This window comes from Flavobacterium sp. CBA20B-1, from assembly GCF_028473145.1.
Taxonomy (GTDB): domain Bacteria; phylum Bacteroidota; class Bacteroidia; order Flavobacteriales; family Flavobacteriaceae; genus Flavobacterium.
This window is the reverse complement of record NZ_CP092370.1, coordinates 1113166-1129777: the sequence shown is the minus strand read 5'-3', so window position 1 is coordinate 1129777 and position 16612 is coordinate 1113166. Positions and strand designations below refer to the sequence as shown.

At 34.0% G+C, this 16612-nt stretch carries 15 protein-coding genes and 1 tRNA gene; 11 read left to right on the top strand and 5 right to left on the bottom strand.

Annotated features, from left to right (window positions below; all coding sequences use genetic code 11):
• Positions 1 to 78 precede the first annotated feature (78 nt).
• From MG290_RS05635 to MG290_RS05625, 3 genes are all read left to right on the top strand, one after another.
• Positions 79 to 1257: a thiolase family protein gene (locus tag MG290_RS05635; RefSeq protein ID WP_264562884.1), complete on the top strand. Its 1179-nt coding sequence runs from the start codon at positions 79 to 81 to the stop codon at positions 1255 to 1257.
• Positions 1258 to 1322: 65 nt separating this feature from the next.
• Entirely contained in the window at positions 1323 to 2081 is a 759-nt protein-coding gene (locus MG290_RS05630) for a C40 family peptidase (RefSeq protein WP_257498651.1), read from the top strand.
• 57 nt (positions 2082 to 2138) lie between these two features.
• Positions 2139 to 3485: a DEAD/DEAH box helicase gene (locus MG290_RS05625; RefSeq protein ID WP_264562883.1), complete on the top strand. Its 1347-nt coding sequence runs from the start codon at positions 2139 to 2141 to the stop codon at positions 3483 to 3485.
• Between the two features lie 43 nt (positions 3486 to 3528).
• Here MG290_RS05625 and MG290_RS05620 read toward each other — a convergent pair whose 3' ends face one another.
• A complete protein-coding gene (locus tag MG290_RS05620) occupies positions 3529 to 3924 on the bottom strand; it encodes an ExbD/TolR family protein (RefSeq protein ID WP_257498653.1) in 396 nt (131 codons plus the stop codon).
• Positions 3905 to 4618 carry a MotA/TolQ/ExbB proton channel family protein gene (locus MG290_RS05615; protein ID WP_264563183.1) on the bottom strand — a complete coding sequence of 238 codons (714 nt, stop codon included), beginning with the start codon at positions 4616 to 4618 and terminating at the stop codon, positions 3905 to 3907. The genes MG290_RS05620 and MG290_RS05615 overlap by 20 nt, the downstream gene beginning before the upstream one ends.
• 126 nt (positions 4619 to 4744) lie before the next feature.
• Here MG290_RS05615 and MG290_RS05610 point away from each other — a divergent pair, with 126 nt between their 5' ends.
• On the top strand, positions 4745 to 5965 hold the full coding sequence (locus tag MG290_RS05610) for a bifunctional folylpolyglutamate synthase/dihydrofolate synthase (protein ID WP_264562882.1): 1221 nt from the start codon (positions 4745 to 4747) through the stop codon (positions 5963 to 5965).
• Between the two features lie 185 nt (positions 5966 to 6150).
• Here MG290_RS05610 and bshC read toward each other — a convergent pair whose 3' ends face one another.
• Positions 6151 to 7734 (bottom strand): bacillithiol biosynthesis cysteine-adding enzyme BshC, encoded by a 1584-nt coding sequence (bshC, locus tag MG290_RS05605; protein WP_264562881.1) that lies wholly within the window; start codon positions 7732 to 7734, stop codon positions 6151 to 6153.
• A 147-nt stretch (positions 7735 to 7881) separates the two neighbouring features.
• On the opposite strand from bshC, the gene MG290_RS05600 reads away from it, so the two are divergent.
• Both MG290_RS05600 and MG290_RS05595 read left to right on the top strand, forming a co-directional pair.
• Positions 7882 to 10080 (top strand): B12-binding domain-containing radical SAM protein, encoded by a 2199-nt coding sequence (locus MG290_RS05600; protein ID WP_264562880.1) that lies wholly within the window; start codon positions 7882 to 7884, stop codon positions 10078 to 10080.
• Positions 10081 to 10112: 32 nt separating this feature from the next.
• Complete coding sequence (locus MG290_RS05595; RefSeq protein ID WP_264562879.1) at positions 10113 to 10880, top strand: hypothetical protein; 768 nt, start codon at positions 10113 to 10115, stop codon at positions 10878 to 10880.
• Between the two features lie 144 nt (positions 10881 to 11024).
• Here MG290_RS05595 and MG290_RS05590 read toward each other — a convergent pair whose 3' ends face one another.
• Both MG290_RS05590 and MG290_RS05585 read right to left on the bottom strand, forming a co-directional pair.
• The gene (locus tag MG290_RS05590; RefSeq protein ID WP_264562878.1) at positions 11025 to 11534 is read right to left on the bottom strand and encodes a hypothetical protein; all 510 of its coding nucleotides are present in this window, start codon (positions 11532 to 11534) and stop codon (positions 11025 to 11027) included.
• 492 nt (positions 11535 to 12026) lie between these two features.
• Positions 12027 to 12629 (bottom strand): hypothetical protein, encoded by a 603-nt coding sequence (locus tag MG290_RS05585; RefSeq protein WP_264562877.1) that lies wholly within the window; start codon positions 12627 to 12629, stop codon positions 12027 to 12029.
• Between the two features lie 672 nt (positions 12630 to 13301).
• Between MG290_RS05585 and MG290_RS05580 the strand changes: the two genes are divergently transcribed.
• From MG290_RS05580 to MG290_RS05560, 5 genes are all read left to right on the top strand, one after another.
• Entirely contained in the window at positions 13302 to 14183 is an 882-nt protein-coding gene (locus tag MG290_RS05580) for an IS982 family transposase (RefSeq protein ID WP_264562026.1), read from the top strand.
• Positions 14184 to 14459: 276 nt separating this feature from the next.
• Positions 14460 to 15173, top strand: a complete 714-nt coding sequence (locus tag MG290_RS05575) for a head GIN domain-containing protein (RefSeq protein WP_264562876.1) — start codon at positions 14460 to 14462, stop codon at positions 15171 to 15173.
• A gap of 68 nt (positions 15174 to 15241) precedes the next feature.
• Positions 15242 to 15601 (top strand): hypothetical protein, encoded by a 360-nt coding sequence (locus tag MG290_RS05570; protein WP_257498281.1) that lies wholly within the window; start codon positions 15242 to 15244, stop codon positions 15599 to 15601.
• Positions 15602 to 15620: 19 nt separating this feature from the next.
• Entirely contained in the window at positions 15621 to 16346 is a 726-nt protein-coding gene (locus MG290_RS05565) for a head GIN domain-containing protein (protein WP_264562875.1), read from the top strand.
• Positions 16347 to 16463: 117 nt separating this feature from the next.
• Positions 16464 to 16537, top strand: a tRNA-Met gene (locus tag MG290_RS05560).
• Positions 16538 to 16612: the final 75 nt, after the last annotated feature.

Sequence of the window (16612 nt, the reverse complement as noted above, 5' to 3'; positions counted from 1 at the left end):
GTTATTTCACCGTCAAAAAAATGTTGTAAAAAAGCATTAATTTTAGTACATTCGCATGAAACAAAACTTTAATAATTTATGAGTAAAAAAGTAGTAATTGTATCAGCTGCGAGAACTGCAATAGGTAGTTTTATGGGCGCTTTATCTTCCGTTCCTGCCACAAAATTAGGTGCAGCAGCAATTAAAGGTGCTTTAGATAAAATCAATTTAGATCCAAATAAAGTTGAAGAAGTTTTAATGGGAAATGTGGTGCAAGCTGGCGTTGGTCAGGCTCCTGCACGCCAAGCTGCTATATTAGCTGGTTTGTCTAAATCAGTTCCTTGTACTACTGTTAATAAAGTGTGTGCTTCCGGGATGAAAGCAATAATGCAAGGTGCACAGGCAATTGCAAATGGCGATGCAGATATTATTGTTGCTGGTGGTATGGAAAATATGAGTATGATTCCACATTACGCGCATTTAAGAAACGGTGTCAAGTTTGGCGGAACCAACTTTATTGATGGTATGCAAAAAGACGGTTTAAGTGATGCGTATGAAAATCAAGCAATGGGCGTTTACGCAGATGCAACGGCAACTAAATACAATATTTCAAGAGAAGAGCAAGATGCATTTGCTATCAATTCATATAAAAGATCTGCAGCTGCTTGGGATGCAGGTAAATTTGATAACGAAGTAGTACCAGTAGCGGTTCCGCAAAGAAAAGGTGATCCTATCATGGTTACTAAAGATGAGGAATATACCAATGTGAAGTTAGAGAAAATTCCGGCATTGAATCCTGCTTTTACAAAAGAGGGTACTGTTACCGCTGCAAATGCTTCTACTATTAACGATGGTGCTGCTGCAGTAGTTTTAATGAGCGAAGAGAAAGCAAATGAATTAGGCTTAAAACCTTTAGCATACATAAAAGGGTTTGCAGATGCAGCTCAAGAGCCACAATGGTTCACAACCGCACCTGCAAAAGCATTACCAAAAGCATTAGACAAAGCTGGTGTTGCTATCAATGATGTAGATTTTTTTGAGTTTAACGAAGCTTTCTCAGTAGTTGGTATTGCAAACACAAATATTCTAGAATTAGACCCTGCAAAAGTGAATGTAAACGGAGGTGCTGTATCATTGGGTCATCCACTTGGGTGTTCAGGAGCACGTATTGTGGTTACTTTATTAAATGTTTTAGAGCAAAACAATGGTAAAATTGGTGCAGCTGCAATCTGTAATGGTGGCGGTGGTGCATCGGCAATTGTTATAGAAAAGGTTTAATTATATATTTTATAAAGATGAGAAGGTACATCAAAGCCCTTCTCATCTTCTTTTAAAACTTAAATATGTTTGCAATTTGTAATTTAGCAATTGTTCCTTTGCGTTTTGAACCTTCGGATAGAAGTGAATTAGTTACTCAAGTTCTTTTCGGAGAAACATTTATTATTTTAGAACAAAAAGAAAAATGGTCTAAAATTTCCTTATCTACCGATTTGTATGAAGGATGGATTGATAACAAACAATTTATTACCATTTCTGAAAGTCAATACTTGCAATTACAGCAAACACCTAAAAAATATTGTGCAGATTTAATTGATTATGTAACCGGTGCAAACACGTTAATGCCTGTTTCGTTAGGAAGCGATTTGTCGTTTTTAAATTTTCCTGATATTAATTCCAACGCGCTTATTTTTGATGGAAATCAAACTACTGGAATTCAGCCCAAAGCAAACCTTCTGCAAACTGCTTTTTTATACCTAAACGCACCCTATCTTTGGGGTGGAAAAACCCCTTTTGGCATCGATTGTTCGGGGCTCACGCAGATGGTGTATCGTTTAAACGGATATTATATTCCCAGAGACGCTTCTCAACAAGCAAAAATTGGCGAACCTTTAAGTTTTATCGAAGAAAGCGAAGTAGGCGATTTGGCTTTTTTTGATAACGAAGAAGGGCAAATTATTCATGTAGGCATCATCATGGAAAACAACTATATCATTCATGCACACGGAAAAGTGCGTATTGACCGTTTAGATCATTTAGGTATTTTGAATATAGATAGTGGTCGCCATACACACAAACTTCGCGTGATAAAAAAAATCATTTAATTGTTTAATTCCACATTTCCTTGCTAGAATGCTTATCTTTGCCCAAAATATTTTTTTATGGCAACATTTGAGCAATTCAATCTACCAAAATCTTTACAAAAAGCAATCGATGATTTAGGCTTTGTAAACCCTACACCCATTCAAGAAAAATCATTCAATGCGATTTTATCAGGAAAGGATGTTATGGGGATCGCTCAAACCGGAACCGGAAAAACATTTGCCTATTTATTACCTATACTAAAACAATGGAAATTTCAACCAACCGATGCGCCTCGCGTTGCGATATTGGTTCCTACCCGCGAATTGGTTGTTCAAGTGGTGGAAGAAGTTGAAAAATTAACCAAATACATGTCTATCCGTGTTTTGGGAATATACGGAGGAGTAAACATCAATACACAAAAAACATCGGTTTACAACGGAATCGATATTTTGGTGGGAACACCCGGAAGAGTGATGGATTTGGCGCTCGATAATATTTTACGTTTTGATAACTTGCAGAAATTAGTGATTGATGAATTCGATGAAATATTGAATTTAGGTTTTCGTACCCAATTAACATCCATTCTCTCAATGATGAAAGATAAACGACAAAATATTTTGTTTTCTGCCACCATGACCGAAGAAGTAGATGAACTGTTAGATGACTACTTCAATTTTCCAGAAGAAATTTCATTGGCTCCATCGGGAACACCATTAGAAAAAATCAAACAAAGTGCTTATATCGTTCCAAATTTTCTTACGAAACTAAACATTTTAAAAGATATTTTAACAACCGATGAAACCACCACACGTGTGTTATTGTTCGTAAATAACAAGCGTTTAGCAGATTATGTTTTAGAACATTTAGAAGAAGCATTTCCAGAGCAATTTGGCGTGATACATTCCAATAAAACTCAAAATTACCGTTTAAACACAATGGAATTGTTTCAAAATGGTGAATTGCGGGGCTTGGTAACCACCGATGTAATGGCGCGTGGATTAGATATCACCGATATCACACACGTTTTTAACTTACAAATGCCCGAAATTCCAGAACAATACATTCATCGAATTGGTAGAACAGGACGTGCCGATAAAGACGGTATTGCCATAAGTTTTGTGAGCCCTAAAGAAGAAGAAACTCATTTTGAAATTGAATCTTTAATGGATTATGAAATTCCATTAAATGAGATTCCAGCCCATGTAAAAATTGAAGAGCAACGTTTAGAGTTTGAAAAGGATAAGGTGAAAATGAAAACCAACAAACGGAAAATAGATAATGAGCGTGGTGAAGCTTTTCACGAGAAAAAAGATAAAAACAAAAAAGTAAATTTAGGCGGTCCCGGTAAACGCACTCCTAGAAAATCGGCACCAAGAAACCGAGCTGTAGAGCGCAAACGAGCAGAAAAAAGAAAGAAAAAATAAAAAAAACTGAGCTTAATCTAAAGCTCAGTTTTTTTTATGAAATTTATCGTTTATTAGTTGCAATTACAAATTTAAGATTGTTCTTAACACCAATTTGTAAAACATTTACCAAATCTTGTACCTGTAAGTTATAAGGAATTCTTACCACCACAGTCTGGGTTTTATCTTCGCCTAGCTTTGCTAGCAAATGTGCTTCTAAATCTTGCGGATTAACGGGTTCTTTATCAATAAAAAACTCTTTATTTTCATTTACAGATAAAGTAATCAGCTGTTTGTTTGTTTTTTCTGTTGATTCTGCTTTAGGCAATGTCATTTTAATTACATTTGGATTCGCTAAAGTAGATATGATAATAAAGAAAAGTAGCAGAAAAAACATGATGTCGCTTAACGATGAAGTGGCGACTTCCGCATGAAATCGTCTATTTCTCTTTATGGCCATTTGGTCGTTGTATTATGTTAATAAATTTTAAGATGATTTTCTGAGCGCGTAATGCAAAATTATCAATTTTTCCATTCAACATGTGGTATGCGGCATAAGCGATAATTCCTACAATTAATCCGGCACCACTACTAATCATTTTTTCATATAATCCTCCAGAAATATTGGCAATACTAATATTTTCAGTAATCGAAATATTATAAAAAATCTTAATTACTCCCGAAATAGTTCCCACAAATCCCAATGTTGGCGCAATACCGGCAATGGTTCCTAAATGGTTCAATTTTCGTTCCATATTTGCAATTTCGATGTTGGTAACTTTTTCCATATTCGACTCAATCTCTGAAATGGGTCTTCCAATTGTAAGCAAACCTTCGTGCAAAACTTTAGCTTCCGAAGTATCTTCTCTTTGAACAGAAGCTACTGCTAAATCTAAATTTCCAGAGTTTAATTGTGTGCTTAAAGAATCCATTAAACCAGAATTGGTTTTTTTTGCTGTTTTTTGAATAAACAAATATCTTTCAATGGTTAGATAAATAGTGTAAATGAATAAAATTACAATTGGTATTAAAAAAACACCGCCTTTCATAACAAACTCAAACAAAGAAAGTTCCTTAGTTGTGGCAACGTTTTCTACAATCGCTTGTGTTGTTTGGGTTAAACTGTCAGGTGCAGCTTGCAAAAAAAATGTCATCATAAAGTTTTATTTAACGCGTAAAAAAATGATTTTTGTAGATTGTTATTTTTAAAAAAATTATTTGTGCTAAATAATGAAAAAAATATCAGATAATTAAATTAATAGAACACATTTTTTGCTTTTATGGATAAGTATTCCCAAACCTTAGATTGGATGTTTGCACAGCTGCCCATGTTTCAGCGAATTGGCAGCGCTGCTTTTGAGAAAGATTTAACAAAGACGTTGCTTTTTTCTGCCCATTTAAACCAGCCCGAAAAGCAGTTTAAAACCATACACGTGGGCGGTACTAACGGAAAAGGTTCTACATCTTCTTTAATAGCCTCAGTGTTGCAAGAATGTGGGCTAAAAGTGGGCTTGTACACCTCTCCACATTTGGTTGATTTTCGTGAACGCATTCGCATTAATGGCGAAGAAATAGCTAAAGATTTTGTGGTACATTTTATTGAAAAAAACAAAACATTTTTAGAAACGAACAAATTAAGTTTTTTTGAAATGACTGTGGGCATGGCATTTCAATATTTTGCAGACGAAAAGGTTGATATCGCAGTGATTGAAGTTGGTTTAGGCGGTCGCTTAGATTCTACCAATATCATCACGCCATTAGTGAGTGTTATCACTAATATTGGCTGGGACCACATGAACGTTTTGGGCAATACTATAGAAGAAATAGCAGCAGAAAAAGCAGGAATCATTAAAAACAAAATCCCTGTGGTTATTGGTGAATTTACCAATCAAACCAAAGAAGTGTTTCAGCAAGTGGCGCAACAGCAAAATGCACCAATTTATTTTGCATCTGCAATCAATAATATACCCGATTTAGACTCCGATTTAAAAGGAAATTATCAAACGCACAATAAAAAAACGGCCTACCAAGCAATTCAGTTGTTAAAAAGCCATTTTGAAATTGCCGATGAAACAGTTGTTCAAGGCTTTTTGAATGTTCAAAAAAATACGGGATTAAAAGGCAGATGGACCGTTTTGTCTGAAAAACCTTTGATTGTTGCAGATACAGCACACAATAAAAACGGACTTGAATTGGTAATGAAGCAGGTTCAGCAACAAAAATTTGATAAATTGTATATGGTTTTTGGCGTTGTAAACGACAAAGATATTGATGCTATTTTGCCATTGCTACCCAAAAATGCCCAATATTTTGTTGCAAAGCCAAATGTTCCCCGCGGTTTAGATGCAAACATTTTAAAAGAAAAATTAAGCGCAAACGGTTTCCAATCCACGGTTTTTGATACTATTCCAAATGCGTTAGCGTGTGCCAAACAACATGCTACACCAAACGACCTAATTTACATCGGCGGAAGTACTTTTGTGGTGGGTGAAGTTATTTAAAAATTTCTTTTTGGGCGTTCCCCCCTAAAATTGCGTTTCATAACCAAGATATAGGCTCAAACACCATTGATGCAAAGTATTAAAATTCCGCAAAAGAATAGGGGGTCGGGCTATTCACGACAAGTCCTCGCTCGTCGTGCCTCCTCGCTGTGGGCTTTCTGTTGCTATCCCTAACGCATGCGTAGCTACAAAACCACTACTGCAAAATGCTGCTCTAACGGATTTAAGTTTTCTAACAAAATATCCATCATTTCTTTACCATAATCTACATATAATGTCGAAAAATTATCAATACGTTCCTGTAAACTGTTGTTTGGGAACAAAGCAATTTTTAAATCAAGCATTCTGTCCAACTGATCTTGATTTTTTAAACGCTCGGCTTTAAAATAACGCTTTTCTAAATTCTCTAAACCTTTAATTTGTTTGGCTTCTTGTGCATTTACCGCACCAATGAACGATTTGTCGGTTTGCAGTGTAACTTCTTTTAAAGCGGAAAACTGTTGCTTTAAAAAATGTTTTTGCTGTTCAAAATCAAATACGTGCTGAGCAAATTCTTTTGTTTTCTTTTGCAGGAAATCATCGGTTTTTAAAAACAATTCTTCCCACGAAAGATTTAATTTCTCTCGTTTTTTATTTTGCTTTTCGGTTGCCAATAAAACAGAATTTCTCAATAAAAGCATCGGGAAGGTAATGTTGTGCAACGTAAAAACTTCCTTCAATTCCAACCAATAAGCCAGTTCGCCGCCGCCGCCAATGTAACACAAATTCGGTAAAATAACTTCCTGATACAACGGACGCAGAATTACATTCGGACTGAATTTCTCTGGATTGGTATCAACCAAATGCAACAATTCGTCTTTTGTAAACTGTATTTCGGTATTTAAAACTTTATAGAAATCTTCTTCAAAAACAATGCGTTCTCGCAAGCCGTCTTCAATAAAAAATAAATTAATTTCACGCGGATTTACCTGAATCATGTAATCTTTTAAAATAGCATAACTTTTCTCAACTTCTTTAAAAGACGACTGATTAGTCAATTCTTCCTTTATATGTGGAACAAAAAGTTTTTTCAATGCCACATCATCGCCATCAACAATAACCAAACCTTCGTTGCCAAACAATTCATTCGCTAAAAATCGAGTAGCATCGGCTAAATTGTTGTTTTTTAAATAAGTGTTTTCAAATAAATGGGCAAGTTCGTCGGCATTGTTTCCTAATGGCAACTGTTTTTTGAATTGATCAAAAACCGCTTGTAATCCATGGGTATTCAATCTGCCAACCGGACCCGAAACTTCCTTGTTCCACTGAAATTTTTTTCGGTTGAAGTTAAAAAAGTTAATCTCATCAAAATCATGATCTTCCGTCGCCATCCAATAAACAGGTACAAAATCGTATTCGGGATGTTTCTTTTTCAATTCTTTACACAAATTAATCGTAGAAACAATTTTGTATAAAAAGTAAAGCGGTCCCGTGAAAAGATTGAGCTGATGCCCCGTTACAACAGTAAATGTATTGTTATTTTTAAGGTTGTTGATGTTGTTTTGAGTGGCAGTTGTTACCGAAAAATTTTTATATTGATTTTGCAGGCTGTCTGCAAGTATTTGTCTGTTTGCTGAAGGAAAGTTCGCTTGCTTTTCTAAAATCTGGTCTTTAAAATTTTCTATGGAAGGAAAACGATTGTATAAAGTGCTCAACTGATTGCTTTTACAAAGGTAATCAATCATTAATTGAGAGAAATAGCCGGTTTGTTCGTATGGAATTTGGAACATTTATCTGATTTTTTTCAAATTTAGTAAAATACTAAAATCGTTGCACCATATAAACTATAAATTATTGGTAAAATTATAAACGACTAAAAAGCGAAATCACAATAAAAAATGATAAGTAAATCGTATTTTTGCCTAAATTTTCATTGTTTGGAGACACAAATTTTATTAGTTACACCGCCTTTTACGCAACTGAACACGCCTTATCCGGGCACGGTTTACCTAAAGGGATTTTTAAATACAAAGAACATTTCTTCCTATCAAGCCGATTTAGGGATAGAAGTGATTTTGAAGTTGTTTTCCAAACAGGGATTAATTAATTTATTTGATTTTATCAATCGATCTGATTTGGTTTTAGGCGAGAATTCTCAAAGGATTTTTGCTTTAAAAGATGATTATATTCATACCGTAGATTCGGTGATTTCGTTTCTTCAAGGTAAAAATCCTACATTGGCAAATGCCATTGTTCAAGACGATTTTTTACCGCAGGCAAGCCGGTTTTCACAGTTAGATGAGTTGGATTGGGCATTTGGATCAATGGGTTTTCAAGACAAAGCCAAGCATTTTGCTACGCTTTATTTAGAAGATTTATCGGATTTTATCATAGAAACAGTCGATGAAAATTTCGGATTCAGCCGTTATGCCGAACGTTTGGGAAGGTCTGCCAATTCTTTTGATGAATTGTACCACAAGTTACATAGCGAACCGACTTATATCGACCAAATCACGCTTAAAAGTTTACGCGAATTAATAGAAAAAACAAATCCTAAAATTGTAGGTTTTTCGGTTCCTTTTCCAGGAAATTTGTACAGCGCGTTTCGTTGCGCACAGTTCATCAAACAAAATTTTTCACAGATAAAAATGGTTATGGGCGGCGGTTTTCCAAACACCGAATTGCGTTCTGTGTCTGATGTGCGTGTGTTTCAGTTTTTCGATTTTATTAATTTAGACGATGGCGAAGCGCCAACCGAACAGTTGATTCGTTTTGTGAATAATGAAATTTCTGCAAACGAATTAAAACGGACTTTTTTATTGCAAGATGATGAAGTGAAGTATATGAACAACCCGCTGATTCAGGACTACAAACAGAGTCAGGTTGGTTGTCCCGATTATACCGATATTGATTTGTCGCAATATATTTCGGTAATCGAAGTGGTAAATCCAATGCATCGTTTATGGAGCGATGGTCGTTGGAACAAACTGACGATGGCACACGGTTGTTATTGGGGGAAATGTACTTTTTGCGATATTTCGTTAGATTATATAAAGATTTACGAACCCATTGCTGCTAAGGAAATTGTTGACCGAATGGAACAATTGATTGCCACAACAGGCAACAGCGGTTTTCATTTTGTAGATGAAGCAGCACCACCGGCGTTAATGCGCGAAGTAGCGTTAGAAATTATAAAGCGCAAACTTTCGGTTTCGTGGTGGACGAATATGCGGTTTGAAAAAAGTTTTACATTAGATTTATGCCGATTATTAAAAGCATCGGGTTGTATCGCGGTTTCGGGTGGATTGGAAGTAGCATCAGACAGATTGTTACAATTGATTGACAAAGGCGTAACCGTTGAACAAGTGGCGCGAGTGAATAGAAACTTTACCGAAGCAGGAATTATGGTACATGCATATTTAATGTATGGTTTTCCAACGCAAACGGCTCAAGAAACGATTGATTCATTGGAAATGGTTCGACAAATGTTTGAAGTCGGCATCATGCAATCCGGTTTTTGGCATCAGTTTGCAATGACCGCTCACAGTCCGGTTGGATTGAATCCAGAAGCGTTTGATGTGGTTAATCTATCAAAAGAAATTGGAACATTTGCCAACAACGATTTGGTGCATAAAGAAAAATCGGGTGCGGTTCACGATAAATTTTCATTCGGATTAAAGAAATCACTCTTTAACTATATGCACGGTTTGTGTTTAGATTTTGAATTGCAGGAATGGTTCGATTTTAACATTCCCCGCACCAAAATTCCGCACGATTATATAGTATCTGTTTTAGAAAATGAAGCATTTCCGGTTTACAAAGCCAATCAAAAAGTGGTTTGGTTGGGCACAAAACCTGTGTTAGAACATTTTACCAAATCTAAAAAAGGAAAAACGTTTGAAAAAGCCCGAATTAATGTGCATTCTAAAAACGATTTGTTGCAGGTTGAGGTTGATAAAGAAGCAGGCGAGTGGTTTGTGCAGTTTTGCAATGATTTAAAAGTAAACCCAAAAGGAACATTGTCTTTTCAGCAAATGAAAAAAAGCTTTGAAGAACAAACAAACGAAGATTTTGAACCTTTTATTTTCTCTAAACAAGGAGAACAATTACGCGATTTTGGTTTGTTAATTGTTTAAATTGTACGTTAACATCTAATTTTTATCAATACATGAAAAAAGCACTTATACTTTTTGTTTTTTTATTTTTTGGAAGTATTTCTTCGGCACAAACAATTGATTTAGAAACCGAAAAAGCAATTATTAAACAAACTTTAAGCCAGTATTTAGATACAAACCCCAATTCAATTGCAAGTTATATCAAAGGAAGAAAAGGATATGAAATGATACAGTTTGGGCTGGTTGTAGGTACTGTAATGGAAGAAGTTTCCATTCAAAACCAAGAAATAAAAAATGCTTTAGATAGTTTGGAATTTGTTTCAAAAGCAATTGAAAACGAGTTAAAAGAGCGCAAAATAAACGTATATGTAAACGATACGCTTTTTGCCTATCAGTATAAACCAGCTTTGAAGAACCTAAAAAATAAGGACGATTGGCAAACGGAATATTCTTATTTATTGGAAGATTTTGAGGAAAATAAACACGTTCGGCTAGATACCATAATTGGAAAAGAATATATTGATTTAATCAAAAAGCAAATTGATTTTAAAGGTACAAATCAACCCATATTATTAAACCAATTAAATCATTCGTATTATGAATTCAGTAGCAGCGACAAAATTTGCCAAGACGAATATTGTGTGAAGCTTGATAAAATATTCCGATTGGTTTTAAACAGCAACGCTACCAAAGCCTGTTATTTAGTGTCGTTTTATTGCAGAAAAGAGGAGATTTGCCGAAGTTTTATTTTTATTCGAAAAGAAAAAGACCAATGGATTTATGTAGATGAATACCCTTCATGGCTCATAGATGAAGCCTGATTATGTTTGTTTTTATTGAAAGAAAGTTGAATAATTGCTTGAGGTGGAGATTCTGTGTATTATAAAAAAATAAATCTCCCTTAAAAGGCTTTAAACGAGGTTGGATATTCTAAATGTTATCAGAAAAATGGGATTTGGTAACGGTTATCGCTGTTGGCGGTTGTATTTATATTTTTTGATACTATCACTGTTGTCTGCATATTCCATATGCACTTCATTTTCAGTTACTTTTTTTATTAGCAAAGCATCTGTTAGTTGCCATAAAAAGCAGTCATTGTTTATATCGCTAATATCAATGTCATTATTATTTTCAAAATCAAATATTTTTAATTTCTCATCATTCCTGTCTTTGTATATAAGTAATTCAGGGTTAGAATTTGAAGTTATTATATAACCCGATTTTATCTCTTTTGCATTTTTTTTTCTCCTTAAAGAAAGATAATGTGGATTTCCACTACCGTATGAATTAACAAACGCAAAATACTCTTCAAAATCAGCTCCAACATATCCTAGATTTTTATCAATAGCTGCATAACCCATAACATTCAATGTATCTATAATTTTATCTCCCCTGTTTAAAGTTAAACATTTTTGAATTACATCATCATCATTATCTTGAATATATGAAAAGGACAAATGATAACCATTACTCAAAATTGTATCAAAATAATCATATGGGTGTTATAAAGTTTTTCAATTGTCCAACCATCATTAACATTGTTTAAATCTACACTTTGGATTGGTTCATTACTATTATTATCTCGCTTTACTTGTTTACACGAGATTAATACTAATAAAATAAATATTTTGATTGCTGTTTTCTGCATTTCAATCTATAGAATAGGTAACGCGGCGGCGGTTTTACGAAGTTCTTTTTCCGAGTTTTATCAGTGAAAGGATTTTGCAAAACCCATGCACTCGCTGCACCACTAAAATATAAATAAAAAATGTATATAGCTTTATGCAAGGACGAAATAAATTTCACTTTCAAAATTCTTTTCAAAAAATTAAACACGGATATTACATCGAATTTAATACATCATTTTGCGAACCGCCGAGTACGTGACCCGGACGCTCGGTGGTGTGAGAGGGGCTCTCCCTGCTAGTTTCTGGCAGGGCAGTTTAATCGATTATGGGCTAGCTTTTTTACAGATTTTTATCAATCATTTCTCTGTATCCAGGAAAATCATTTGGGTTAAGGTACATTTTGTCTTTGTCATCTGTCATATTGATGATTTTATATTCAGGTGCTGGGTTGGTTTGTACTGCATATTCATTTAAAATTTTTGCACCTAAAGCATTATTACCGCGAAAACTAAAGATATACGTGTATGATGCAACTTCATTTTTTCTATCGCCAAGTTCAGATTCTAATGAGTCAATTTTAGTTAGTATTTTTTTACTTTTTTCAATTTTAGAGTTTAATTCTTTTACTTCTTGTTCGTCATACATAGATGGAATTTCAGTATTGTATCTCTCTAATCGTTCTAGTGAGCTTTGGTCGTATTCCATATCGCTCTTGAAATTTTCTTTTCTGTATTCAATATTGTCACTATATAATACGGAATCAACCAATTCAATTTTTACGAATTCATAACTTTCAGGGTCGTTCATTTTTGACTTAATATACTCTTCCGCATTTTTCTTTACAATTTCATCTCGGGTTGGCTCTTTTTCAGAACAAGAAGTTAGTCCGATTGATAATAAAGTAAAAAGTCCGACTGCAATTTTGGTAGTTGTTTTTTTCATTTTTCTATTTGTTTGAATTGTTTAATTTAAGGTTTCTGTCGTTTTAGCTTGCCCATAACGGTTCGGGTATTTATGAAGTGGTGGTTTTGGAAACTGAAACTTTCGTGTTAGCACAGAAGCTCATTAAATGCACTTCGTTTGTTTTTAGCACTTTAGCCGCCATTTCATAAATACCTTGTGTGTGCCCTGCATATGCAGGACACACCCCGAAAGCTTTTCAAATAGTTAAAAAATAAAAATTTAGTATTAAGAACCAAGTTTTCGGGGTGTTATTTTTCCAGAGGGTGCAAGTCTCTTACGAGCGGACTAACAATCCGAATCGTTAGTACATGGCAAGGTGGTTTATCGTGAGGTATGCACTAAAAGCACAGAGCGTAAAGAAAATGTCCAGTGGACATTTTTAGCGAATGAGCCAGCAGGCAGGCGGGGTAAACGGCAAAAGTCTGTACCGACGAACAGAATCTAGCGAAGCCTTTATTTAAACAAAAAATCGCACTACATCCATCATACGTGAATTAATAAAATAGATGATTGTTAATTGTATATTTTACGAAGATATACGCTTGAATTTGCTGATTAAATTACTAAAAATAACCCGTAGTGCATTATATAAAAAGTTGCTCAAGATACAAAAAAGTAGTATATTGTATTGACTGACAATCAAATACAATCATGAGCAACTTAGAAGCAAGTTACAAATTAATTTTGAAGGAATTGCGGAAAATTTCGGAAAAAGAGAATTTATATTTTAAACCAATAAAGCCTAAACTATCTGATATTGAATTAATTAGTTTAATAATCTTGTCAGAATTTAAATCGATTGATTCTGAACATCAGCTATTTAGAGAAATTAAGGGTTTTGAAATTGAATCTAAAATTGAGCGAAGTGTTTACAACAGAAGAAAAAGAAAATTATTTCCATTTATCGAAGAAATCAGAATGAAAATGGTAAAAAAATTTAATGAGTTTGAAAACTATTTTGTGGTCGATAGTATGCCCTTGGAAGTGTGTAAAATAACACGTTCTTCCAGAAGTAAAATATGTAAGGAGGTCGATTATGCCATTCCCAACAAGGGATTTTGTGCTTCACAAAATTTACATTTTTATGGCTATAAATTACACGCTGTTTGCTCAATTTCTGGTGTTTTTCAAAGTTTTGATTTATCTCCTGCCTCTGTCCACGATATTCATTATTTGCAGGATATAAGAAAGCAAATGTCTGATTGTGTTTTACTTGGAGATAAAGGTTATCTTTCACAAACCATTCAACTTGATTTATTTAACCAGGTCAATATCCAATTAGAAACTCCGAAAAGAAAAAATCAAAAAGGTTATAAACCTCAATTTTATCATTTCAAAAAATATAGAAAAAGAATTGAAACTCTGTTCTCACAATTGTGTGACCAATTTATGATTAGAAGAAATTACGCAAAGACCTTTGAAGGATTTAAAACAAGAATTCTGGCTAAAATTACAACACTGACAACTATTCAATATTTGAATAAATTTGTGTTTAATAGAAATATTAACAACCTAAAAATTAATCTCGTTTAATAATGCACCAGGGGTTAAAAATAGATTTTATCGGTTATTTTTTTATCATCTAATAAGTTGCATGATTTCTATGAATAGTGTGGAGTATCGAATAAAAAGTTATTCATTTGTAATCATTCTATAACACAATAAAGCTCTAGTAAGGTTTTGATATCATTGAACAGCCAATTTTCTATGATAGTTTATTATAAGGAATCCATTAAAAAAGAAAGAGGTTTTGTTTGGCAAGAATTTCAAAATATAAATTGTTTTTTGTAGCTTTAAACAAAAAAAGATATGAAAAAACAGGTAATCATACTATTTTTAAGCCTTTGTTTATGCTCGTGTTCCAAGAAAATAGGACTTTCTGGCGAAATCATTAATCAAAAGAAGCAATTGGTTTCTTATGAAAGTGTGGTAAATAATTCTTCAGCAAGTATCGAACTAGACACCTCTGTTGCTCCAAATGAGTTGTTAGTCACCGGAGATAAATCATTGGTAGAAAATTTGCTCATTGAAAACAAAGGCAGTTTATTAAGTATTTCTAATAAAAAATCGATATCCTATCAAGGTGAAAAAGCACCATTGATTATAAAAATGAATAATCCCCATTTACAAAAAATGGTTATAGCAGGTTCGGGCTCTATTGCAACAAATAATATCACTCTTACAAATGATATTGAATTCCACATTTCAGGTGCCGGCGAAGTAAATGTGAAGTTATTCAATAACAACACTGCGGTTTTTGTGACGGGTGCGGGCGATATTCGCTTGCGTGGGATTAGTAATGAGCTAAAGGCTAATATGTCGGGAGCAGGAAACTTGATTGCCGAAGATTTAACCAATAAATTGTCAGACATAGAAATTTCAGGAGCAGGAAATGCCAAAGTAAACAGCTCGGAAGAAATAAATATTAAAATATCGGGAGTGGGCAATTTAGATTACAAAAACCACAAAGGATTAAAAATAAAACAAAAAGTATCGGGGATTGGAAGTGTAAATCCTTATTAAAAAAAACAACAAAACCAATTTTCATTTCCGTAATTTTATAAATAGATTTGTTTGCATTAAAAACAAATATGGGCACATTAGTAATTAGCAAAAAGGAAAACAACACGTATAAATACACCTATAACAACCGCAAAGGAAATGTGGTTTTTACCAGCAACAGCTATGCTTCAAAAGCGCATTGCTTAAGCGAAATCAATATATTAAAAAGAAATTTTACAATTATTCAATTCATACATTACAAAACACCTTCGGGGAAATTGTTTTTTAAAGTAAACCTAAACGACCATATTTTGGGCGTAAGTAGAAAGTTTACCACGCCGCTTTTAATGGAAAAAGGATTGAACGATTTAAAAAACAATTTTATCCGCTCAGAAGTATTAGATTTTACCGAAGATGTGTTTGAAATGTTACCAGAAGAAGTATTCTAACCTAACAAATATTTTAATTATGAAAAAAATTTTAGCACTGTTTTTTGTATCGTTGATAACGGTAACAAGCTATGCTCAAGATCGAAAAATAAAAGGAAACGGCGTGGTTCAAGAAAAAAATCGCCGGGTGCAAAAATATACCAAAGTAGTGATAGATGGTGATTTAACCGTTGAATTGCTAAACAATCCTTTTAAAAACACCATCCGCACATCTGGCGACGGTAATTTGCATCATTTGGTTCAGGTAAAAGTGGAAAATCAGGTGTTGACTTTAAAACGCAAACCTGGATTTGTAGTAATAAGCCAAACAGAACCATTAAAAATCACTCTTACAAGCAAAGATATAGAAGCAATTTCCATGATGGGTGATAAAGGGAGTATTAGCAATTTAGGAGCTATTGAATCAAGCGAATTAACCCTTTCGAATGCTGGTTCTGGAACGATGGATTTAAGAGTGAAAGCCGAAAAATTGATTTTAAACACCGAAAATGAAGGCAGTATTCGGGTGGAAGGGAATGCAAACACTGTTAAAATAGACCATAAAGGAAATGGTGAAATAAACATGAAAGATTTGTCGAACTTTTTTACTGAAGTAGCATCTACAGGTGCTGGCGATATTTATACCAACACAGTTAATGGAATTGATGGAACGATAAGTGGTAGTGGAAATTTGTACTATCGCTTCACAAAAACAGTGAATGTAACCGAGAACGGAGAAGGAAAAGCAATAAAACAAGAGAATTAAGTTGTTCAAAAACAGAACAGTAGAAAAGTTGTGAAAAAAAAGCGATTTTTTAGTTTCATTTTTCTTTGCAGGCATTAAAATTATTTATACATTTGCAACCGAAATAAGAAACCAAACGGCGAGGTAGCTCAGTTGGTTAGAGCGCAGGATTCATAACCCTGAGGTCACGGGTTCAACTCCCGTCTTCGCTACTAAAAAGAGAATTACGAAAGTGATTCTCTTTTTTTATTCCTCATAATTTTTTTACTTTAGTTGAAAATTAATGT